The 22,063-nt window shown below is 62.4% G+C and carries 18 protein-coding genes and 3 pseudogenes; 8 read left to right on the top strand and 13 right to left on the bottom strand.

Translation table 11 applies throughout. The features are described from left to right. Positions 1-36: 36 nt before the first annotated feature. The 9 genes and pseudogenes from ACZ3GY_RS03460 to dinG all read right to left on the bottom strand — a co-directional run bounded on the left by ACZ3GY_RS03460 (position 37) and on the right by dinG (position 12,039). On the bottom strand, positions 37-501 hold the full coding sequence (locus ACZ3GY_RS03460; RefSeq protein WP_225834497.1) for an outer membrane lipoprotein: 465 nt from the start codon (positions 499-501) through the stop codon (positions 37-39). Between the two features lie 161 nt (positions 502-662). After that, a complete protein-coding gene (locus ACZ3GY_RS03455) occupies positions 663-1,805 on the bottom strand; it encodes a glycerate kinase (protein WP_463563938.1) in 1,143 nt (380 codons plus the stop codon). Positions 1,806-1,859: 54 nt separating this feature from the next. After that, entirely contained in the window at positions 1,860-3,218 is a 1,359-nt protein-coding gene (locus ACZ3GY_RS03450; RefSeq protein ID WP_463563937.1) for a GntP family permease, read from the bottom strand. 147 nt (positions 3,219-3,365) lie between these two features. After that, entirely contained in the window at positions 3,366-4,472 is a 1,107-nt protein-coding gene (locus ACZ3GY_RS03445; protein WP_465908943.1) for a sugar diacid recognition domain-containing protein, read from the bottom strand. A 48-nt stretch (positions 4,473-4,520) separates the two neighbouring features. Then, positions 4,521-5,168, bottom strand: a complete 648-nt coding sequence (gene pdxH / locus ACZ3GY_RS03440) for a pyridoxamine 5'-phosphate oxidase (RefSeq protein WP_465908942.1) — start codon at positions 5,166-5,168, stop codon at positions 4,521-4,523. Positions 5,169-5,216: 48 nt separating this feature from the next. Beyond that, positions 5,217-5,990: pseudogene (locus tag ACZ3GY_RS03435) on the bottom strand (OmpA family protein); the annotation flags it as partial. A 154-nt stretch (positions 5,991-6,144) separates the two neighbouring features. After that, positions 6,145-7,290 (bottom strand): serine hydrolase domain-containing protein, encoded by a 1,146-nt coding sequence (locus ACZ3GY_RS03430; protein WP_465908941.1) that lies wholly within the window; start codon positions 7,288-7,290, stop codon positions 6,145-6,147. Positions 7,291-7,337: 47 nt separating this feature from the next. Beyond that, positions 7,338-9,581 carry a beta-agarase gene (locus ACZ3GY_RS03425; RefSeq protein ID WP_465909224.1) on the bottom strand — a complete coding sequence of 748 codons (2,244 nt, stop codon included), beginning with the start codon at positions 9,579-9,581 and terminating at the stop codon, positions 7,338-7,340. A gap of 313 nt (positions 9,582-9,894) precedes the next feature. Further along, positions 9,895-12,039, bottom strand: coding sequence for an ATP-dependent DNA helicase DinG (gene dinG, locus ACZ3GY_RS03420; RefSeq protein WP_465908940.1), 2,145 nt, complete (start codon positions 12,037-12,039; stop codon positions 9,895-9,897). A 256-nt stretch (positions 12,040-12,295) separates the two neighbouring features. On the opposite strand from dinG, the gene ACZ3GY_RS03415 reads away from it, so the two are divergent. Continuing rightward, a complete protein-coding gene (locus ACZ3GY_RS03415) occupies positions 12,296-12,760 on the top strand; it encodes a CopD family protein (protein WP_465908939.1) in 465 nt (154 codons plus the stop codon). Between the two features lie 50 nt (positions 12,761-12,810). On the opposite strand, the gene ACZ3GY_RS03410 is transcribed toward ACZ3GY_RS03415, so the two are convergent. From ACZ3GY_RS03410 to ACZ3GY_RS03400, 3 genes and pseudogenes are all read right to left on the bottom strand, one after another. Further along, positions 12,811-13,575: a collagen-like protein gene (locus tag ACZ3GY_RS03410; protein WP_465908938.1), complete on the bottom strand. Its 765-nt coding sequence runs from the start codon at positions 13,573-13,575 to the stop codon at positions 12,811-12,813. After that, positions 13,568-13,867 carry a DUF1145 domain-containing protein gene (locus ACZ3GY_RS03405; protein ID WP_465908937.1) on the bottom strand — a complete coding sequence of 100 codons (300 nt, stop codon included), beginning with the start codon at positions 13,865-13,867 and terminating at the stop codon, positions 13,568-13,570. Before ACZ3GY_RS03405 ends, ACZ3GY_RS03410 begins: the two co-directional genes overlap by 8 nt. A gap of 152 nt (positions 13,868-14,019) precedes the next feature. After that, a pseudogene (locus ACZ3GY_RS03400) lies at positions 14,020-14,376 on the bottom strand (OmpA family protein); the annotation flags it as partial. Positions 14,377-14,820: 444 nt separating this feature from the next. Between ACZ3GY_RS03400 and ACZ3GY_RS03395 the strand changes: the two are divergent. Both ACZ3GY_RS03395 and ACZ3GY_RS03390 read left to right on the top strand, forming a co-directional pair. Then, a complete protein-coding gene (locus ACZ3GY_RS03395; RefSeq protein WP_465908936.1) occupies positions 14,821-15,318 on the top strand; it encodes a DUF6231 family protein in 498 nt (165 codons plus the stop codon). Between the two features lie 2 nt (positions 15,319-15,320). Next, positions 15,321-15,800: a YchJ family protein gene (locus tag ACZ3GY_RS03390; RefSeq protein WP_465908935.1), complete on the top strand. Its 480-nt coding sequence runs from the start codon at positions 15,321-15,323 to the stop codon at positions 15,798-15,800. An 8-nt stretch (positions 15,801-15,808) separates the two neighbouring features. On the opposite strand, the gene ACZ3GY_RS03385 is transcribed toward ACZ3GY_RS03390, so the two are convergent. After that, a complete protein-coding gene (locus ACZ3GY_RS03385) occupies positions 15,809-16,351 on the bottom strand; it encodes a hypothetical protein (RefSeq protein ID WP_465908934.1) in 543 nt (180 codons plus the stop codon). Positions 16,352-16,568: 217 nt separating this feature from the next. On the opposite strand from ACZ3GY_RS03385, the gene ACZ3GY_RS03380 reads away from it, so the two are divergent. The 5 genes and pseudogenes from ACZ3GY_RS03380 to ACZ3GY_RS03360 all read left to right on the top strand — a co-directional run. Beyond that, positions 16,569-17,066, top strand: a complete 498-nt coding sequence (locus ACZ3GY_RS03380) for an LEA/WHy family protein (protein ID WP_465908933.1) — start codon at positions 16,569-16,571, stop codon at positions 17,064-17,066. Positions 17,067-17,072: 6 nt separating this feature from the next. After that, on the top strand, positions 17,073-17,276 hold the full coding sequence (locus tag ACZ3GY_RS03375; protein WP_465908932.1) for an SEC-C metal-binding domain-containing protein: 204 nt from the start codon (positions 17,073-17,075) through the stop codon (positions 17,274-17,276). Further along, the gene (locus tag ACZ3GY_RS03370) at positions 17,266-17,718 is read left to right on the top strand and encodes a DUF2489 domain-containing protein (RefSeq protein ID WP_465908931.1); all 453 of its coding nucleotides are present in this window, start codon (positions 17,266-17,268) and stop codon (positions 17,716-17,718) included. Before ACZ3GY_RS03375 ends, ACZ3GY_RS03370 begins: the two co-directional genes overlap by 11 nt. Positions 17,719-17,900: 182 nt before the next feature. Then, positions 17,901-20,372: a penicillin acylase family protein gene (locus ACZ3GY_RS03365; RefSeq protein WP_465909223.1), complete on the top strand. Its 2,472-nt coding sequence runs from the start codon at positions 17,901-17,903 to the stop codon at positions 20,370-20,372. Positions 20,373-20,809: 437 nt separating this feature from the next. Further along, a pseudogene (locus ACZ3GY_RS03360) lies at positions 20,810-22,018 on the top strand (NAD(P)/FAD-dependent oxidoreductase); the annotation flags it as partial. Positions 22,019-22,063 lie beyond the last annotated feature (45 nt).

Raw genomic sequence — 22,063 nt, 5'->3', positions numbered from 1 at the left:
GGCACTAACGACGCTCTGAGCGCCGTCAACCAAGCATCAGTTGGTCACACGGCTGGTGCCATTGACGGTCATGATGCGTACGCGCTCGCCAACGCGGAAGATCTGGTTTTCCTCAACGGCCTGCACATAGGCGCGCATGCTGCCGTCGTCTTCACGCACGGTGATTTCAACACCTTGGGTACGGGTAATGCCTTCTTCGGCTGCAGCACCCAGCAGACCACCGGCTACTGCGCCGATCACTGCGGCCACGGCCGAACCACGACCGCCACCAACGCCGCTGCCTGCCACACCACCGAGCACGGCACCCGCGCCGCCACCGATTGGCGTCTTGGTGCCTTCGATTTTCACCGGACGCAGGGATTCGATGGTGCCCATGCGCACGGTCTGCACGGCGCGCGCTTCATCGCGGGAATAGCTGTCGCCGGTCAGGCTTGATGCGCAACCGCCGAGAGTGAGAGTCGCTGCGGCAAACAGGACAACGAAAATACCAGGTTTATGCATGACGATTCTCCAGACTGGACTGATAACGCTATGACAGCACGGCTGCCAGGACGGTCACGGTGAGTGCCAACAAATTGCATCACCCGTTCAGCAGCGGTACAGGAGTATAGACAGCAATCGGCCACGTTCGTCACAGTCCATATACGTCATGATCGGCTCAATCAGCAACGCGCAGCCTGCGCTAGGCGCCAGAACCTGGCGAGGTCGGCAGCCCGCGCCTCCAGCTCCTGCGCCGCCTGGGCACAGGCATGTTCAAGGCTGATCGGCCCGGGCGCCAAGCTGAAGCAGGCCTCGATACCGGCCTCACGCACCCGCTGATAACCCTCACCGAGACTGCCGGCCAGAGCGATTACCGGGACGCCCTGAGCCTGAGCTATCCGCGCTACGCCAACCGGCGTTTTGCCGTGCAGGCTCTGTGCGTCCAGGCGCCCTTCTCCGGTAATGACCAGATCAGCCCCCTTCACCGCACTGGCAAGCCCGGACAGCTCAGCGACCAGCTCGATGCCCGGACGAAAGCGAGCGCCGAAAAAAGCTTTGGCGGCGAAACCCAGGCCACCGGCAGCGCCAACACCAGGGAAGGTGCTGAAGTCTTCGCCAAGCGCTTCGCCGACCACTTCGGCCAAACGCGCCAATGCGGCGTCCAATTCCTTGACCTGCTCCGGGCTGGCGCCCTTCTGTGGGCCGAAGACAGCCGAAGCGCCTTGAGGGCCGCATAACGGGTTATCGACATCTGCGGCCACATCGACCTGAACATCCTGCAGACGGGGATCCAGTGCGCTGAGGTCGACGCGCTGCAGCGTGGCCAGTGCTGCCCCGCCCGGGCGCAACTCGCTGCCACCTGCATCGAGAAAGCGCGCGCCCAATGCACGCAGCAGACCGCTGCCACCATCGTTGGTGGCACTGCCACCAAGGCCGAGAATAATCCGCGTAGCACCGGCATCCAGCGCTGCACGAATCAGTTCTCCAGTGCCGTAACTGCTGGTCACCCGCGCATCACGTTGCGCACTCGGCACCCAGTGCAGACCGCTGGCAGCCGCCATTTCGATCACTGCGGTACCGTCGCCCAGCCAACCCCAGTGAGCCTGTACCGACTTACCCAACGGCCCTTGCACGCTCAATTCGCGGCGCTCGCCGCCAGTGGCTGCCAGCACGGCATCCACCGTACCTTCGCCGCCGTCGGCCATGGGGCACAAGGCGATCTCGGCATCCGGGTAAACGGCGAGCCAGCCGCGGGCGATGGCTTGGGCCACGTCGGGCGCACTCAGGCTCTCCTTGAACGAATCAGGAGCGATGACGATTTTCATGGAGACAACCTCAAAAACGGCGGAGCGCCCGCAGGCGCTCCGAAGAGAAAACGCTTACAGCAGCACCAGGCTGAGCAGCCAGACGGTGAGCATGCCGACCACGCCCTGGATAAGAGTGGCCACTGTTTGCGCACGATAGGCGACGGCCACCGGCATGCGGCTGAACTGGGTAACTACCCAGAAGAAGCTGTCGTTGGCGTGAGACACCGTCATCGCTCCCGAGCCGATAGCCATGACGGTCAGCACACGCCCCATCTCGCTATCCAGGCCGAGTTGCGACAGTAGCGGAGCAACCATCGCGGACGTGGTTACCAGAGCAACCGTGCTCGATCCTTGGGCTGTCTTCAGCGCAGCAGCGACCAGGAATGGCATGAATAACCCGACGCCTAGCGCAGAGAGGGTGCTGCCCAGGTAACCGCCCAAAGACGATGCACTCAGCACTGCACCAAACGCACCGCCCGCACCGGTAATCAGCAGAATAGGGGCGGCGGAAACGATGCCCTCGGCAACCCGATCGTGAAGATTCTGGCGCTTGCCATTACCTTTGAGCAACGTGCAGGCCAGCAGCAGACCGATCAACAGGGCGACGACCGGCTGACCGCAGAAGCGCAAGACAGCCAATACCTCGCCATCACCGAAAGGCTTGCTCGGAAAGACAGCGATGGAACCCAGACAGATCAGCAGAATAGGAACGAAGATCGGTGCGAATGCCTGCGCAGCACTCGGCAACTTTCCGTATTTGGCTCTCAGGTCAGCGAAGTCCTCGGCGCTAGGCAAGGGTGTACCGTCATCCACCAGCGCGATGTCCTTGCCGACGAAGCGGTTCGCCCACCACATGCCTGCCAGGGCGGTCACCATCGCAACGAACAGACCAACGGCGATCACCAGCCCCAGGCTCGACTCAAGCCCCAGATTACCAGCGGCGGCAATCGGCCCAGGCGTCGGCGGAACGAAGGTATGCGTCGCGTACAGACCGGTGGCCAGGGCCACGCTCATGGCAACAACCGATACCTTCATGCGTGCAGCCAGCGCATTTTTCAACGAGTTGAGAATGACGTAGCCGGAGTCGCAGAACACTGGAATGGAAACCAGATAACCGATGATCGACATGGTCAACGTGGGAAAGCGTTCGCCAAGCAGCTTGATCACGGTTTCAGCCATGGTAATGGCGGCGCCGCTGCGCTCGAGAATGACCCCAATGATGGTGCCAAGCACGATCACGATACCGATGTTGCCGAGAATGCCGCCAAAACCGGTGGCAATGGTCTTGATAATGTCCTGATGAGGCAGCTGATAGGCAAAACCAGCAATCAGAGCAGCCGCTAATAAGGCGAGAAAGGGATGCAGCTTAAGACGGGTGGTCGAGAGCACGATAAACGCGATCAGTGCGACCAGGATCAGAACCAGAGCCATGCCGGCGTCCTCATTGTTGTTATGTGATTTACCAGGTGCCGTGCATTGTCACCCAGCGGCACAGGGAGACACCCTGTTCACCCGCACAACGCAAAGCGGAAAGCACAGACCAGTTACTGTGCAGACGCATCATTTCCAGCGCCCACGTCAATCCGGACTGATCAGCCCCAAGCCCAAAGACAGCTGCAGCAGACTGTCCAGCCGGGTCAGCTCCACGCCGCTGAGTTCCGCGATGCGCTCAAGGCGATAACGCAGGGTATTGCGATGAATCCCCAGAGCCGCTGCGCAGCTCTGTACCTGACCATGATGGGCACACCAGGACTCGAGCGTTTCACGCAGCGTGCCGTTACTGTCCTGGGCCAGCACCTGTTTCAACGGCGCCAGCCAGCCCTGCAGTAGCCAGCTGTTGCGCTGGGCATAGAGCAGCGTCGGCAGACGATGCTCCTCAAGGCACACCAGGCGCTGTGATGGATAGCGTGCCCGGGCGAAGGCCTGCAGATCACGCAATGCCAGACAAGCCTGGCGCAATTGTCCGAGCGAGTGCACCGGGTCGCTGACCAGCAAACGAGCCACACCCCAGCCCCGCTCATCGGCGCTTTCCAGCCAGTGGCTGTCAGCACGGCCTGCCGCCAATGGCCGGCACCAGAGCAACTCGCGCATGCCCAGTGGTGCGCACAAATGCTCGCTCTTGCCGGTCAGCACGCCGAGCAGGCGTGCCTGCTGCGCCAAGGGTTCGCCCTGCACCTGCAACTCCAACAGGCACACCTGACGTGGCCAGCCGAGTGCCAGGCCCTGGCGCTCGGCATCCGCCGCCAGCGAACCGAGGGCAACCGTCGGGTCGAACAACTGGCGCAACCAGGCATCCAGTTGATGCCGCTGCCAGTGACGCTCGGCTTGTACCTGGCGTTGCTCGACCAGCATCTCCGCGGCCATGCGTACCAGCTCGGCATAGGGCCGTACCACCTCGGGCGCCCCCGTGATGCCCAGTACGCCGATCAGATCATCGGCATGCAGCAACGGCAGGTTGACGCCCGGGCGCACACCGCGCAGACAGGTCGCGGCCTGCTCGTCGATCTCCACCACACGCCGATTGGCCAGAACCAGTTGCGCGCCTTCATGCCGGGTATGCAGGCGCGCCGGATCACCGCTACCGATGATCATGCCCTGGGCATCCATCACATTGATGTTGTACGGCAGGATGGCCATGGCTCGATCAACGATGTGCTGGGCCAGGGTGGAATCGAGTTCGAGCATCGTGCGGCCTCCGGAAGGAAGCCGCCATTGTAGGCAGAATGAATGGCCTCAGGGAGCCAGGCGCTGACGCAACCAGGCTTCGCCCTCGCGGCGATAATCGAGACGGTCGTGCAGACGGCTGGCGCGGCCCTGCCAAAACTCGATGCGCTCTGGCAGCAGGCGATATCCGCCCCAGTGCGGTGGGCACTCGGGAGCGTGATCGGCAAAACGTCGCTCGGTTTGCGCCAGCAGCCCTTCCAGCTCGGCACGGTCATGGATCACCCGGCTCTGTGGCGACGCCCAGGCACCCAGGCGGCTGCCCAGCGGGCGCACCTGAAAGTAGGCGTCGGACTCGGCAGGCGAAACCCGCTCTACCCGGCCTTCGATACGTACCTGGCGCTCCAGGGTCGGCCAGAAAAAGGTCAGCGCAGCGAAAGGGCTAACCTGTAACTGCTCGCCTTTGGCGCTCTGATAATTGCTGAAGAAGGTGAAGCCCCGCTCATCGAGCCCCTTGAGCAATAGCACACGGCAGTGCGGACGACCCTCAGCGTCGACGGTCGCCAGGGACATGGCGTTGGGTTCTACAGGAAGTTGCTCGGTTTTCACCGCATCGGCGAACCAGCTTCTGAACAGCGCGAGGGGCTCCAGTGGAGCCTGATCCTCGCTCAACCCGTCACGGGTATAGTCACGGCGCATGTCGGCCAGGGTCTGAGTCATGAGAATGCTCTCGGAAGCGACAAAGACCCTAGTCTAAAGGTGTAACGCTTATTTGGCTTGATCTGCAGCAACCACTTTCTTGGCATCGGCCAGCTTGGTGGTGCTCTTGTCTGCAGGCTTGGCGGTGGCTTTGGCTACTGCGGGTTTAGCCGCTGGTTTTGCTGCCGGTTTGGCAGGTGCCTTGGCGACGGCCTTGGCAGCGGGTTTGCTCGCCGCCTTGGCGGCAGGTTTTGCGTCAGCCTTGGCAGCCGGCTTGTCTGCAACGGCAACAGCAGTAGCATCGGCGGCCACTGGAGCCGGATCGGGACGGCTGTACTGGGCGATCAGCGCGCGCAGGGTATCCTGACGAGTCAGGAGGATTTCCACACGACGGTTCAGCTCACGACCATTGGCACTGTCGTTGGCTGCACGCGGCATGTCCGGCCCCATGCCTTTGACCATCAGCCGATCTTGCTTGAGGCCGCTGAGGCGGAAGATGGCGGTGAAAGCGCGTGCACGCTCGTGGCTCAACTCGCGGTTGGTTTCCAGGGCGCCGCTGCTGTCAGCATGGCCCAGTACCAGAACGCCGACCTTGCTGTCTTTTTCCAGCACCTTGGCTACACGAGTGATCGGGCCGAGGGTGACCGGCAGCAGCATGCCCGGCCGATCCGGGTTGAATGAACCCTTGACTGGCGCGGTGACGACCAACAGGTTCTCGCGACGCTCGATTTCGAAGTTGCTGTCCTTGATAGCCTCACGCACCAGCGGCTCGTACTCATCCAGCCAAGCCTGAGTCACCTCGGGCGGCGGCATCGGCGCGGGCTTGGGGTCTTCCTTCTTCTCGAACAGGGAGCAACCTGTCAACAGAACGCAAAGCGCCAGCGCGCAAGTCTTGTAGGAAAGCATCGGTCATCCACATCTAATCGGTCGAAGTCACCCGGGGCAACCCGGAGTCAGCAGCTAAAAGCCATATTGCGCAAGAGTTTAGCCGCGATTGTTAAAAACACTTGCATAAGATACCTGCAAGTTTCTGTGCCCGCGGATCCATTAAGACGAACGGCCCCAAGTTATTCGTAACGAAACCCACAGCCACATCACGCTGCGGATCCGCGAAACCGGTCGAGCCTCCAGCGCCGGGATGGCCGAAAGCGCCCGGCCCCATGCCATAAGTGGCATTGGCTACAGCAGGTTGATCGAGCATGCAGCCAAGGCCGAAACGCGTCGAGGTCAGCAGCGTCTTGTCTTCACCAACACTGTGCTCACGGGTGAGTTCGGCCAGCAGTTCGATGTCGAGCAGGCTGCCATCGAGCAAACCGCTATAGAAGCCAGCCAAGCTACGGGCATTGCCATGGCCATTGGCAGCGGGCTGCTGCATGCGCCGCCACTCAGGCTTGTTGGTACTGGTCATGATCGACGGCGGGTTGGCGAACGCCCGCGTAGTCATCGCCTGAGCATCGCTCATCATGGTTTTGAGCATGCGCTGCGCCGCAGCATCGCCGACATTGCCCTTGCCTCGGCTGATGGTCGCCACACGGTGGAACTCCTCATCGGCCAGGCCAACATGGAAATCCAAGCCCAGCGGCTTGGCGGTGCGCGCGACGATCGACTCGCCTGGGCCACGCCCTTCGATGCGTCGGATCAACTCGCCGACCAGCCAGCCGTAGGTGATCGGCGCGTAACCATGCCCTTCACCGAGCGCCCACCAGGGGGCCTCGGCCGCCAGCGCGGTAGTCATGGTTTGCCAGTCATACAACGCTTCGGCTGGCAGGTTTTCGCGTATCGCCGGCAGACCGGCTTGATGGCTAAGCAGATGGCGCAAGGTGATGCGCTCTTTGCCCGCTGCCGCGAATTCCGGCCAATAGCGAGCTATCGGGGCATCCAGCTCCAGCTTGCCTTCGCCAACCAGCTGCAGCGCGGTAACCGCCGTGAAGGTTTTGGTGCAGGAAAACAGGTTGAGAATGGTATCGCTGTGCCAGGCCTGCTGGCCGTCCTTGTCGGCGACCCCGGCCCAGATGTCTACCACGGTTTCACCGCCGACCTGCACGCAGAGCGCTGCACCGCGCTCCTGAGGATCGTTGAAAAGTTCGGCGAAGGCGTCTTTCACTGCTTCGAACTTGAGGTCGAAGTAACCCTGAATCTGCACTGCTTACTCCTGCGAGGGAGGCGCCAGGCTCGCCTGGCGCCCGATAGTTAAGGCTTGGGCGCTTCCGCCGGCTTGGCTTCAGGCTCAGCTACCGCGTCCTTGACAGGTACTGCTTCAGGCTGCGGCTCCTTGGCGGCGTCCTCAAGCACTTTGGTCGGCACGCTCAGGTTGGCCTTGCGTACCGCCTTGACGAAGCCGTCCCATGGCTTGTCAGTGATCGCCACCAGCCCCAGGTGACCGTTCTCGCCATCGAGCAAGCGCCCGGTTACCGGTTGATCGAGGTACTGGAACCAGTGCACGCCAACGATCTGCGGCTCTTCGAGAGCCTTCTCCAGGAAGTGGGCATAGGCTGGGCCGCGCTCTTCTTCCTTGTACACCTCGGAGACGCCGCCCCAGAACGGGCCACGGTCGCGAGAGCCAAAGTGGAACTCGGTGACCAGCATCGGCTTGTCGAGTTTGCGCAGCGCTTCAAAGTCGTAACCGTGCTGTGGCTCGCGGGTGTAGAAGTTGAAGCTCAGCACGTCACAGTACTCGGCGCAGGCTTCCACCGCTTCGGGGATGCTGGCGGAGAAACGACCACCGAGCAGCAGATGGTTCGGCGTGTGCCAGTCGAGCGAATCGGCGATGGTCTTGAAGTAGGTATCCGCAAACAGACGCAGGAAACGCTTCATGTCGTTTTCGATGGCCGGGTAGGCCGGGTTTATCGGCGGCGCCTGGAAGCCCGGATCCTCCATCAACTCCCAGGCCTTCAGCTCGATACCCCAGGCTTTCGACAGCCCTTCCTGGTTGCGGTACTTGTCGCGCAGTTGCTTCAGGAAGGCACGCTTGGCTGGCACGTCGGTGGTCAGGCGCAATGTCGCGTATGCCAGCGCGTAGCGCGAAAGCGGATCGTCCGCCGGCCCTGCCCAGGCCAGTTCATTGTCGGCGTAGTAGCCCATCACCCAAGGATCGTCACGATGATCACGGGTGGCGATGGCGATGGCGCGCTCGGCGGCCATGGCGAATCGAGGATCGAACGGGTCGGGCATGCCGCCCCACCAATCGATCCCGGTGCTGATGGTCGCGTAGTCACCGTGAATGGACAGCGGAATGCTATACGGCATGCGTTTGTCGACGGCGAAATCGCTCTCGCTCCAGTTACCCAGGGTGTTGAATCCCCAGGCCTGCAGACGATTCTGCGCCCGCTCGCGCCAGACTTTAGGCTCCTGAGCGCCATAGGTGCGCTGCAGGTTGGCACCGTAGAAATCGTACCAGCGGCCACTGTCGAAGGCGCGGCCACGATTGGCGCCGGTATCGGACTGGTTGTCGCTGCTGCCGTAGAACGCAGCCAGCGGTTCGCCTTCAGCCGGCAGCGCGCTGAACATCTTTTCACGGCCTTCGATGTAGGTCTGGCTTTCGCTGCCAATGACCGTGTTCACGCCCAGGGAATAGAAGGGATTGCCCTCTGGAGTGATCAGGAACCAACGCCCGGCACGCTTCTCGGTACGGAAAAAGCCGCTGGCCTCGAAGGACGGCCCGCCAATCCAGCCGCCGTAGTTGTCCTGCTTCTGCCGATCGGCCTGCCAGGCCAGCAATTGTTTATCTTCCTGAACGACGCCCTGGCGCAGTTGATCGTCATTCTTGACCTTGCCCGGCCAGTCGCGGCGGGTGAACTGACCATAGGTGTCAACGATGCCACGGTAGGCTTCTTCCAGGTCGGCGCTGTCACGCACACCAAAACGGCCCAGCAGCAGGTGCTGAGCAGCTTGTGGATTGGGGATGGAGAGTGTTACCGCGGTGACCTTGGCCGGATCGATCTCACCACTCACGGTTTCCGCCAACAGCAGCAGGCGCCCATCATGACGCCACGGCATCACGGCACCGGCACGCATACCCTGTGCCCGCGGCGAGGTGGCGCCCAGCGGCACCAGCAGCGTCTGGGCCGGCCCGGCTGGCAATGCAATCTGAGTGGTCAGGCGCTTGCCGTCAGCGCTTTCGATGCTGACATCAACGGTCAGCGCCCAGTCCATGGCGTTCTGCACCCGCAGGCTCATGGCACTCGACTCGGACCAGTCCCAATTGCCGCTCTGCGGCGTCAGGCGCAAGGTCGGTCGCTCACCCGGATTGAACGTGGCGCGGCGCAGGATTTCGCCCTCTGCAGCGCTTTCCGCAGTGACGCTGGGCAGGTAGGCGTTGTCGCCGCCGACCTGCACCGCATCCATCGGACGCACGAAATTGAAGAGTTCCTGCCGGTCAGCGGCGCTGCCCATCGCCGGCAGGCCGAGCAACGCGACCAGCGCCAGGCGCCCCATCGCCAAGGGTTGTCGAGGACGGGCTGCAGCGATGCACAGTGACAGTACTTTGGAAACCAGACCGTCGGTGGACGCGCGCGCTTCGCACTGCACCGAACGATCGGCCGACAGCAGCCAGGTGTTGACCTTCAAGACCCCTTCTCCCCGCAACTCGACAGATAAGAATAGCCCGCGACAGTCCCGCCACGAGCCCTTTGCCGCGCTTCACGCGCGAAGCGGCAATAGTGCGCCAGATGGGGGCCTGACCGCAAAGCCCGCATGTCGATTAAGGGCCATTTTGGTGCCTGTTTTTTACGCCGCTGCAAAGGCGGCGTCAGGATATTTCCCGGCGAAACGGCGGCAAGGCGTTGAGGATCGCCTTGCCGTAACGCTGGGTGACTACCCGGCGATCCAGCAGGGTGATGGTGCCGCGATCCGCCTCGGTGCGCAGCAAGCGCCCACAGGCCTGAACCAGTCGCAAGGAGGCGTCGGGCACGGAGATTTCCATGAACGGATTACCGCCCCGGGCTTCTATCCACTCCGCCAGCGCGGCCTCGACAGGATCATCCGGCACGGCGAAGGGAATCTTGGCGATCACCACGTGCTCGCAATAGGCGCCAGGCAAGTCGACACCCTCGGCGAAACTGGCAAGACCGAACAATACGCTCTCCTCGCCGCTGTCGACCCGCGCCTTGTGCTTGTTGAGGGTTTCCTGCTTGGACAGGTTGCCCTGGATGAACACCCGCTTGCGCCAGTCGCGCTCCAGGCCGTCGAACACGTCCTGCATCTGCCGGCGCGAGGAAAACAGCACCAGGGTTCCCCGCGAACCCTGCACCAATCCCGGCAACTCGCGGATGATCGCGGCAGTGTGCTCAGCGGCATTGCGCGGGTCGGCCTTCAGGTCCGGCACCCGCAACACGCCTGCGTCGGCGTGATGGAACGGGCTCGGCACGACCGCCGTGACGGCCACTTTCGGCAGTCCAGCACGCATGCGATAACGGTCGAAGGTGCCCAGGGCGGTGAGTGTCGCCGAGGTCACCAAAGCACCATAGGCCACGTTCCACAGATTGCGCCGCAGGGTTTCGGCGGCGAGGATCGGGCTGGCATTGACCTCGATATCGAACAACGCACCACTATCGGCAAGGGTCAGCCAGCGCGCCATCGGAGGGCTGTCTTCCGGATCTTCGCTGGTGAACGCCAGCCACAGCTCCCAGGTGCCCTTGGAGCGCGCCAGCAAGCTGCCGAACAGCGGGTACCACTCTTCGGCCTGATGGCTGGCGATACCGATGCTGCCCTCGCCGTCCATGGCCTCCTTGAGCTTTTCGGTCACGCCGGTGAACAGGTCGGTGAGTTTGGAAAAGCCTTTCTTCAACTCCAGGCCCAGTTCGATCAGGTGTTCGGGCACGACCCCACCGATAAAGCGATGGCGGGGCCGCTCGCGCCCCTCCATGTCCTCGCCCGGCTTGAAGTCAGCGACCTGTTCACAGGCACTGAACATGAACTGCTGATGGGTCTTGAGCTCGCGCGCCAGCTCCGGCACCTGCTCGATCAGCCGGCCGAGATCACCCGGCAGGGGATGCTGGGCCAGCAGCTTGCTGAGATTCTTGGCGATTTGCTCCAGCCAGTCGGCGGTTGAGCGCAGCCGGGTGAAATGAGCGAAATGACCGATGGCCTTGTCCGGCAGGTGATGGCCCTCGTCGAACACATAAAGGGTGTCGCGTGGATCGGGCAGCACCGCACCGCCGCCCAGGGCGAGATCCGCCAGCACCATGTCGTGGTTGGTGACGATAACGTCGACCTTGCCCATGCCTTCGCGGGCCTTGTAGAAGGCGCACTGGCCGAAGTTGGGGCAATGCCGGCTGGTGCACTGGCTGTGGTCGGTGGTCAGTTGCGCCCAGCGGCTGTCTTCCAGCTCCTGAGGCCAGCTGTCACGGTCACCGTCCCATTTATTGCCGGCGAGCTTCTCGATCATGGTGGTGAAGAGTTTCTGCCCTTCCTCGTCCACGTCGATCCTAAAGCCTTCCTCCTCGAACAGCTGAGCGGTGGAGCTCTGCGCCTGACCCTCCTGCAGCAATACGTCGAGTTTCGACAGGCACAGGTAGCGGCCACGGCCTTTGGCCAGCGCGAAGCTGAAACTGAGCCCGCTGTTGCGCATCAGATCCGGCAGATCCTTGTGCACGATCTGCTCTTGCAGGGCCACGGTAGCCGTGGCAATCACCAGCCGCTTACCCGCCGCCTTGGCGATAGGGATAGCCGCCATGCTGTAGGCGACCGTCTTGCCGGTACCGGTGCCCGCCTCCACCGCAACAACGGCAGGCTCACCAATACGGCGCTCCTCGTCATCGGTCTTGATGGTACCCAGCACCTTGGCTATTTCAGCGATCATCAAACGCTGCCCATAGCGCGGCTTGAGCCCCTTGGACTCGAGAAAACGGGAATAGGCGCCCTGGATCTGGGACTTGAGTTCGGTACTGAGCATGAAGAACTTAGGCTAAAAAGGCTGGATATATTTTCAGTGTTTGCAAACGGCCGCTATCATAACGCGCCAATCGCCCGCGCGCTGACTCGCTTGCCGAAACCGGATGAAGAGCAGCGCCTGGCCAGACTTTCTGAAACCCGATCAGCGTATTGCAGCTGGTCATCGAGCCGCAGCCAAGCCTGTGTAGCGCCTTCGCGCGAGACCAGGTGCGCACCAGCCAATGCAACATGATCAGGCCTGTAACCGGAGTACATGAATGCAACCTTATTCCCTCATCTACACCCTGCACCTACTCGCTGCGCTGATCTGGGTCGGCGGCATGTTCTTCGCCTGGATGGTGCTGCGCCCAGCGACCGGCGCCACGCTGCAGCCCGCGCAGCGACTGACGCTGTGGCTGGACGTGTTTCGCCGTTTCTTCGTTTGGGTGTGGGTCGCGGTTGTACTGCTGCCGATCAGCGGGGTCGGCATGCTGCACATGGGCTTCAGCGGCTTCGATGGCGCGCCACGCTACGTGAACGTGATGATGGGGCTGTACCTGGCGATGCTGGCGTTGTTCCTGCGTATCCAGACGCTTCAGTTGCCGGCGTTGCGCCGCGCAGTGGAAGCTCAGGACTGGCCGGCGGGGGGCGCCGTACTGGGCCGTATCCGCCGGTTGGTCGCAATCAACCTGCTACTGGGGCTGGCAGTGGTGGCGATCGCCGCAGCCCGCCCCAGCTTCTAGAGCCTGGTCAAAAGCTGCGCATCGGCACTCAAACAGCGCTCAAGCGCTGATCAGAAACGTACGATGTCCAGTCGCCCGTCATGCCCGGCCGCGCCGGGTTGGCCGGCCATGCCGGGCCGACCATCGCGAGCACCGCTGGTGCTGTAGATCCAGCAGCCTTTACTCGCACCACCAGCACCAGCGTTACCTGCGACACCGGCCGGGCCGCCCGCACCGCCTTCGAGCCGCGCCTGCAAATGTTCGATGGGGAAATCCGTCGGAACCTCCAGACGTACCTGCCCACCCGGCGCGCCGGGATGCCCATCGGTGCCGTTCTGACCATTATGGCCTTCACTGGCCTGTCCCCAAGCACACCCACCTGCCTTGCCGTCGGCGCCGTCCAGCCCGGTATAACCAGAAGCGCCGCGACCGCCACGGGCATCAAGCAACCACTGATCGGTGTTGACCGCCTGCAGGCGAATGACCAGCGTACGCCCAGCTACCGCAGCACGCTGGGCGGTACCCGGCGCCCCCGGCGCACTGATCTGCGCACCCGAAGCGATTTCGCCGGAGCCAATATCCAGATGCAGGCTTTCATTGGACGGTGCGATGGCAATCTGCGCGTTATGGCCCAGATACAGTACGTCGATGCGCAACTCGCTCACGCCGACCGGCACCAGCAAGGTGCCGTTGTCGGCAATCGTCAGGCGCTTCAATTGCAGCACGCTGCCCTGCGCAGGCAGGCGCATGAAGTTGTGGGAATCGACTTCGATAACTGCCTCGGCCAACGCCAGCAACGGGCAGCAGAGGGCCGCCAACAGGATCAGCTTACGCATGAGCAGTCTCCTCGGGGCTCACCTGCACAGCCGTGATGGCAGCTGCCGGGAGTGTCCATATATGGAAGATGCCGAAGGCCAGCACCTGCGCTCGCGCCACGGTGACTCGCGGCTGGGCGCGAAGCAACCCATTGAACAGCGCCAGTTCGACGACATGCAACGCCAGTACGGCAGCGCCAGCGAACGTCAGCAGTTGCGCGAAAGGTTGAGCGTATGGGTCGATCAGATTGGCAAGCACGACACACCAGAACAGTGTCGCCAAGAGTTTGCCCAGCCCCGCGATAGTCTTCATTCCCCGCCCCGACCGCTTATGAGTGTGCGGCACATTACTGTGTTTGCGGGTAAGGAAACCAGAGGGCCTGACGAAAACGATGCCCATTGCGTGGCATCGTGCTCCTGACCGGCATGAAGCCGGTCAGGACTCTCACGAATGTCGAGGCTGGCTTATGGCCGTGCTTCGACTTCCGCTTCCACGCGACGGTTGATCGCACGGCCTTCTTCAGTGGCGTTATCAGCAACCGGACGGCTTTCACCATAGCCGACTGCGTTCACGCGGGTACCGCCGACACCATACTGATTGACCAGTACGTCACGCACGGCCTTCGCACGGCGCTCGGACAGAGCCTGGTTGTAAGCGTCAGTACCAACGGAGTCGGTATGGCCTTCAACCACAGTAGAGGTTTGCGGGTATTGCTTGAGGAAGTCAGCCAGGCTCTGGATATCACCGAGGCTTTCTTGCTTGACTTGAGACTTGTCAAAATCGAACTTCACGTCCAGCTCGACGCGTACCGCTTCAGCGACCGGCTCAGCAACCATCACCGGCTCTTCGACGATGGTTTCTTCAACCATCACCAGTTCTTCCTGACCATCAGCCCCATGTACCCAGCAATAAGCGGCAGCGAAGCCTGCACCGATTACTGCACCACCACCCGCCCAGGCCGAGCTTTCGATAGCACCCAGCGCAGCACCACTGACGCCACCCACGGCGGCACAGGTTGGCCAGTCGGATTTCTGGACACCAGCACACCCCGTCAGAAGCGTCGACGCAATGATCAGGGGTACCGCTTTCCTTGTAATACTCATATGCAAGTCTCCTAATGGAAATCGGCGCTAAAACCGACACTCTGGATTAAAGACGCCCGTTTTAAAATCTGCCAGCAGCGTTACGACAGCCAAGCAGAACGAACAGTTCTAGTTGATTGCATCCGTGCGCGGTAGTCTTTTGTGATTCCTTCGAGGTTTTCGATGAGCCACATCACTTCTACCCGTACGCCACAACAATCGCTGGCAGCTCTACTGCAGCGCTATGAGCCCAAACGCCTGCTGCTAATTGGCGCCAGCGAACAACCTGCCGTCAACGCCTTCAGGCAAGCTCACCCACAGAGCCTGATCGCCCATGCCGCCACAGGCAACCTGCCCGCCGAACTGGCCGGACAACGTTTCGATCTCGCGATCGTGGTCGATTGCCTGGAGCACATGCCCAAACGCGAGGGCCTGCAACTGCTCGGGGGTATACGCAATTTGAATGCCAGCCGCATGGCCGTGCTGGTCGACCTGCAGGCAAGCGGCTGGAAAGACACCGATTTCTTCGGCCTCGCGCTGCATGTCAGCGAACGCTTCGAGCGCGATGAACAGATCCTCAGTTTGTTCACCTACGATCTGCTCGACTACAAGCAGGCCCCCGACTGGCTGAATGCCAAGTTCTGGGCCAACCCGGAAAACTTTGGCAAGTACTGGTGGTAAGGATGGAGATCGAAGCCCCGGCGGGCTGCCCCTGCGGTAGCGGCGACTCGTTGCAGGGCTGCTGCGGCCGCTATCACGATGGCACGCCAGCGCCCTGCGCGCAGAGTCTGATGCGCTCGCGCTATAGCGCCTACGTGCTCGGCAACATCGACTATCTGGTGGCAACTTCGTTGCCCGCCCAGCAGGCGAAACTCGACGTGGAAGGCATCCGCGCCTGGAGCCTGCAAAGCACCTGGCTGGGTCTCGAGGTTGAACACTCGGAGTTGCTGGGTGGCCAACCCGAGCATGCCAGGGTGACCTTCATCGCCCGCTGGCACGACGCCGCCGGCGAGCACAGTCACCGTGAATGCTCCGCTTTCGTGCAGAATCAGGGCCGCTGGTATTTCATCGACCCGACCGTAGGGCTGCAGGCCGGGCGCAACGACCCCTGCCCGTGCGCCAGCGGGCAGAAGTTCAAGAAATGCTGCGCCGGCTATCTATAACTGCAACCTCACACCAGCTTGAGGTGCGAGGTATCCGGAGCCGCTGCAGCAGGCTGGGCCTTCGCCTGGCCCATGCCGCTGCCCATCGGGGCGAGACTGAACTGCGACAAATCCAGCACGGGCTCGGGCGCCTCAGGTGCAGCATCCTGTAGATCTGCGCCCAGTGCGGCAACGCCGAAATCCGGCGCATCTACATCGGCGAAGGCCGCCATGTACTCATCACGCGGCACTACCTGCAGGCGCCCCTGAGGCTGACTGGCCACCTGGGTTACGGGTTCGGCTGGTGGCGGCGGCGCCAGTTCGATCTCTTCGATGATGTCAGGCTCGGTATCGACCACCTCGACACGCGCCCCGGCGCGCTCCAGGGTGCTGCGGTACTTTTCGGCAGCGGCTTCGTCCAGATTGTTCTTGATCACCACCCGCCGCCCGGAAAACAGCTGGGCGATACGCTGGGCATCGGCCTGGAACAGCTTGGCCAGGTTGGCCTGTACGGTTTCCAACTGGGCACCAGGCACCAGCTCACCGGAAAATGCGATTTCATATCGCGCCATCACCACGCTCCTTTCTGTCGTTTCGTGTGCTGTTTTGACCACAGCAATAAAACCTAAATGCATGCAAGCCAGTATGACGCAGCTTTTTGCGAGCACACGAGAGTCCGTCGGCATTTCCTCGTAGTCCTCTCAGTAAAGCGCTAGCAATGAAATGACGACAGCCCCTAGGGCAGCAAAGCCGTCTCTTGTTACACTGAGGCCTCGAACGGAGTATGAAATGTTTTCTCAGGCGCAAATGATAAGAATTATTAGCCTAATGGTATTCCTTGGCCTGGGCTCGGTATTGAGCGGCTGCTCGACGTGGTTTTCGGACAACTTCGAAGACCCTGATGTGCGCCTGGTGGATGTCAACGTAGTGAAAGCCAAGCTGCTCGAACAGCGCTTTATCCTGCGTTTCCGCATCGACAACCCCAACAACGTCAGCCTGCCAGTACGCGGTCTCAGCTATGTGGTGCATCTCAATGATGTGCTGCTGGCCGATGGCGAGTCGGAGGTTTGGTTTACCGTCCCTGCAAATGGGCACCTTGAGTTCGACGTACCTGTGCGCACCAACCTATGGCGCCACGTGCGTCAGGTGGTCAAATTGCTTGAGCAGCCTGATGAGCCAATCCACTATCGCCTGCAGGGTGAAGTGAGAACTGGATTATTCTTCGGCCGCCGCGTGCACATGGCGCGTAATGGCGAGATAATTCCCGGCGATTTTCTTCCGGAGTAACTCAGCATGACCCAACAACCCCACGTTCATGGCCCCGACTGCGCACACGATGATGCTCACGATCACAGTCACGACCATGGCCATGTGCACGGCCCGCATTGCAACCACGCGCCTCAGGAGCCGGTACGCAACGCCCTGAAGGACGTTGGCCGTAACGACCCTTGCCCATGCGGCAGCGAAAAGAAATTCAAGAAGTGTCATGGCGCCTGATCACCTGCTGATCCTGCTTGCGGCACTCACTGTCGGCGCCCTGGTTCTGTATGCCATCTATCTGTGGCGCCAGGTCTGGGCCAGACAGCGTCACCAGGCCGAAACGCGCCGCACCCAGCGGCAACGCCTGCACGACGATTTGCGGATGCTGGCCAGTTCTTTGCTCGACGGCCAACTGCCATTGATCGAAGGGGCTATCCGCATCAAGCTGCTGCTCGACAACTACGACAGCGAGCTGAGCCTGACACCCCAGACCCAGGTCTTTCAGCAGCTTTACGAAGCGACTGCACACGTGCCCACCCACGCCGACTGGAAAGCCCTGAGCCGGGCCGAACGCCGCCAGCACGAGAGTCGTTTCGCCGAGCTGACCCAGGCTCACGACCAGCAAGCTCGAGAGGCTGCCCGCTGGCTGCTCGACGACGGACTGAGCGCCCGTCCATAGCCCCTGGGGCGACGACCGTCGCTCCGATTACCGCGCCACTTGCCAGGCGCCATGCCGCTCTCTACCTTTAGCGCCATTCCGGCCCGCCCACCGCCGCCATTTCCCCTTCAGGAGTCCGCCGCATGCTGCCGCGCGCTTTCCGTCCTCTCGCCACCCTGAGCCTCGCTGGCATCGTTACCGGCATGGTTGCGCTGAGCGGTTGCCAGTCCCTACTCGACAGCCGTTACCGCAACAGCGTGCACCCGGATCAGGGCTCCTTCCGCGTGCAGGGGCTGGCGCAGACCGCCTCGGTACGCCGCAACCCGCTTGGCATGCCGCTGATCGAGACGCATACCTTTCACGATGCCCTGTTCACCCTCGGCTACGTGCACGCCAGCGACCGCCTCAGCCAGATGGTCAGCCTGCGCCTGATGGCCGAAGGTCGCCTGGCGGAAATGGCTGGCCCTGGCGTGTTGGAAATGGACAGGTTCATGCGCGCAGTGAACCTCAAGAAGAGCGCCGAGGTGCTCTACAAGAATGCCTCGCCACGGATGAAGGCGTTCTTCGAAGTCTATGCCCGGGGCGTCAACGCCTACCTGTTCCGCTACCGCGACAAGTTGCCGATGGACCTGGCCGAAGCCGGCTATCGGCCGCCTTACTGGAAGCCGGAAGACTCGGTGATGATCTTCTGCCTGCTCAATTTCGGCCTGTCGGTGAACCTGCAGGAAGAGATTGCGGCACTGACCATCACCCAGAAAGTCGGCGCCGACAAACTGGCCTGGCTGCTGCCTACCTACCCGGACGAGCCGCTGCCGTTCGAGGAAGCCGAAAAGCTCAAGGGCCTGGCGCTTGGCGGTAATATTCCTGGCCTGCAGGCGGTGAAGACAGCCGCCGCCCAGGTGTCCGAACGGCACATGCTCGGCGTCGCTGCCTCGAACAACTGGGCCATCGCCCCCTCGCGCAGCCGCAGCGGCAAGAGCCTGTTGGCCAACGACACCCATCTGCCGATCGAGCTGCCTTCGGTATGGAGCTTCGTGCAGATTCGCGCACCGAAATTCCAGGCCTCCGGGGTAACGGTCGCTGGCATGCCGGCGGTGGTTGCAGGCTTCAACGGCAAGCTGGCCTGGGGCATGACGATGGTCATGGGCGACAACCAGGATCTGTTCCTCGAACAGGTCAAGCGTGAAGGCAATCGCCTGCTGTATCTGGCCGATGGCAAATGGCAGCCGGCCCAGGAGCGCCAGGAAACCTTCATCATCAAGGGCCAGAAACCGATTCGCGAGACGGTTTACGAAACCCGTCATGGTCCGCTGCTTAACAGCGTGCTGGGCGAACGTAAACATCCGCTGCAGCCCCTGCAGGTGCAAAGCGGCTACGGCCTGGCGCTGCAGACCACCCAGTTCGAGGACGACGCCAGCCTCGACGCGTTCTTCAATCTGTCCCGCGCGCAGTCGGTGGAACAGGCCTTCGAGGCCGCCCGGGAAATCCGCGCCATGCCACTGAATCTGGTGTTCGCCGATGCCGAACATATCGGCTGGCAGGTCACCGGGCGCTTCCCTAACCGTCGCGGCGGCCAGGGCCTGGTGCCATCTCCAGGCTGGGACAGCCGCTATGAATGGGATGGCTTCGCCGACCCCATGCTCCACCCCTACGATCAGGATCCGCAGCAGGGCTGGCTGGGCAGCGCCAACCAACGCAGCGTGCCGCGTGGTTATGGCATGCAGCTATCCAACTCCTGGTACGCCCCGGAGCGCTACGAGCGCATCGCGCAGCTGGCCGGCAGTGGCCGCCATGACACGCAAAGCATGATTGCCATGCAGTACGACCAGACCACGCTGTTCGCCGCCAAGCTGCAGAACATGTTCGAAGCGCAGAACATGGCCGAACCACTGCGCAAGGCCATCGACCGCCTGCCGGAGGCCCAGCGTGGCAAAGCGCGTGAAGCCCTGAGCAGGTTGATGGCCTTCGACGGCAAGCTCTCCGCGACCTCCGCGGACGCAGCCGTGTACAGCGCCTTCCTGCACGAAAGCGCCCGACAGATCTTCCTCGACGAGCTCGGCCCGGAAACCTCAGCAGCCTGGAAAGCCCTGGTGAATAACGCCAACCTCTCCTATTCAGCGCAGGCCGATCACCTGCTCGGTCGTGAAGACAGCCCTTTCTGGGACGACGTGCGCACCGCGCAGAAGGAAGACAAACCGGCGATTCTGGCCCGCAGCCTGGCGGCCAGCATCGAATTGCTCGAGCAGCGCCTGGGCACTGAACGCGCCGCCTGGCAGTGGGGCAAGCTGCACACTTACGAGTGGCTGAGCGGCAGCACGCAGATGGCGCCCTACCTGAGCGCCGGCCAGCGCACCAGCATCGGCTCGTTGAAGGGTTATCTGGATCGTGGCCCCTACCCCGCCGGTGGTGACCACAGCACGCTGAACGTCTCGGCCTACAACTGGGGCCAGGACTTCGATACCTGGCTGATCCCGAGCATGCGGATGATCGTCGACTTCGGCCGCGAGGAACCCATGATTGGCCTCAACAGCTCCGGGCAATCCGGCAACCCGGCCAGCCCGCACTATGCCGACGGCATCGATGCCTGGCGCCGCGCCAAGTACCTGAGCTTCCCCGTGCAACAGCAGAACCTGGAAAAGACCTACGGCAGCAAACGCCTGCTGCTGACGCCCTGACGCACAACCCAGGTGCGCAACGCACCAACAACGCGCAGAAAGAAGAATGGATCAGGCGCGGCCGGCATCGATTGACACGACGCCGGCTGCGTCATAACCCGCCCCTCGGAGGCCAGGAACGAGGCCACGCTGGGTTACGGCACCGCTCCCCCTGACTCCAGGGTCATTTCCTCACCCTGCCCGGCCGTTCTCGAGCAATTGGCACACTCCCTGCTCTATGTCCTTGCAGACATAGAGCACGCCGGTAGATGGCAGGGCTCCCCGAAACGAATCGGGATCGGACAAAGGCGTCCTTGCACTCAGCGTGCAGGACGCCTTTTTTGTGCCCCGCCATCCCTGGCGGACACCCTACGGGCCGTCGGCGGAGCCGACGTCACAAATGGCTCCCGGCCATTTTGTTGTTTGCCGCGATTCACTCAGGGCCACGGAGGTAGCGGATGAAACGATTGAAACTGGTGATGATCGGCAACGGCATGGCCGGCGTACGCACGCTGGAAGAGCTGCTCAAGATCGCCCCTGATCTCTACGACATCACCGTGTTCGGCGCCGAGCCGCACCCCAACTACAACCGCATCCTGCTGTCACCGGTGCTGGCGGGCGAACAGACCTTCGATGACATCGTGCTCAACGAACTGAGCTGGTACACCGAGCACGGCATTCAGCTGCTGCTGGGCCGCAAGGTGGTGGAGATCGACCGCGTGCACCGCCGGGTGATCGCCGATGATGGCAGCTGTGCCGACTATGACCGCCTGCTGATCGCCACCGGCTCCCGGCCATTCATCCTGCCGATACCGGGCAACGAACTGGACGGCGTGATCGGCTACCGCGACATCGCCGACACCCGCTGCATGCTCGACAGCGCCAACCTGCACCGCCGCGCAGTGGTCATCGGCGGCGGCCTGCTTGGCCTGGAAGCCGCCCACGGCCTCAAGCTACGAGGCATGGACGTGAGCGTGGTACACAACGGCGCCACCTTGCTGGAACGCCAGCTCGACGAGCGTGCCGGCAAGTTGCTGCAAAACGCTCTGGAGCGACGCGGCCTGCACTTCGCCCTAGGCAAGCAGACTGCCGACTTGATCGGCACCAACACTGGCCGGGTCAGCGCCGTACGTTTCAGCGATGGCGAGCAACTGCCTGCCGACCTGGTGGTAATGGCCGCCGGTATTCGCCCCAACATCGAACTGGCCCAGCGTGCCGGCCTGCCTTGCGCCCGTGGCATCCTGGTCAACGACACCCTGCAGAGCTTCGACCCCCGGGTCTACGCGGTTGGCGAATGCGTCAGCCACCGTGGCGTCGCCTACGGCCTGGTGGCCCCCCTGTTCGAACAGGCGCGGGTATGCGCCAGCCACCTGGCCATGCAGGGCTTTCGCCGCTATCTCGGCTCGCTGACATCCACCAAACTCAAGGTCACTGGTATCGACCTGTTCTCCGCCGGTGACTTCGCTGGCGGCCCAGGCACGCAAAGCATCATTCTCGACGACCCGGTCACCGGCAGCTATCGCAAGCTGGTGCTGAAGAACGACGTGCTGGTCGGCGCCTGCCTGTATGGCGATACCGCCGATGGCGCCTGGTACCTGCAACTGATCCGCGAAGGCCGCAAGGTCGCGCATATCCGCGACATGCTGATGTTTGGCGAAGATGCGGTGAACAGCCTGTCACCCGCCTGCAGCGCCGAGCCGATTCTCCTGCAG

It is taken from the genome of Pseudomonas sp. PME37.24/006, assembly GCF_055556635.1.
Note: the sequence above shows the minus strand (reverse complement) of the source record. Positions and strands in the feature narration are given on the sequence as shown.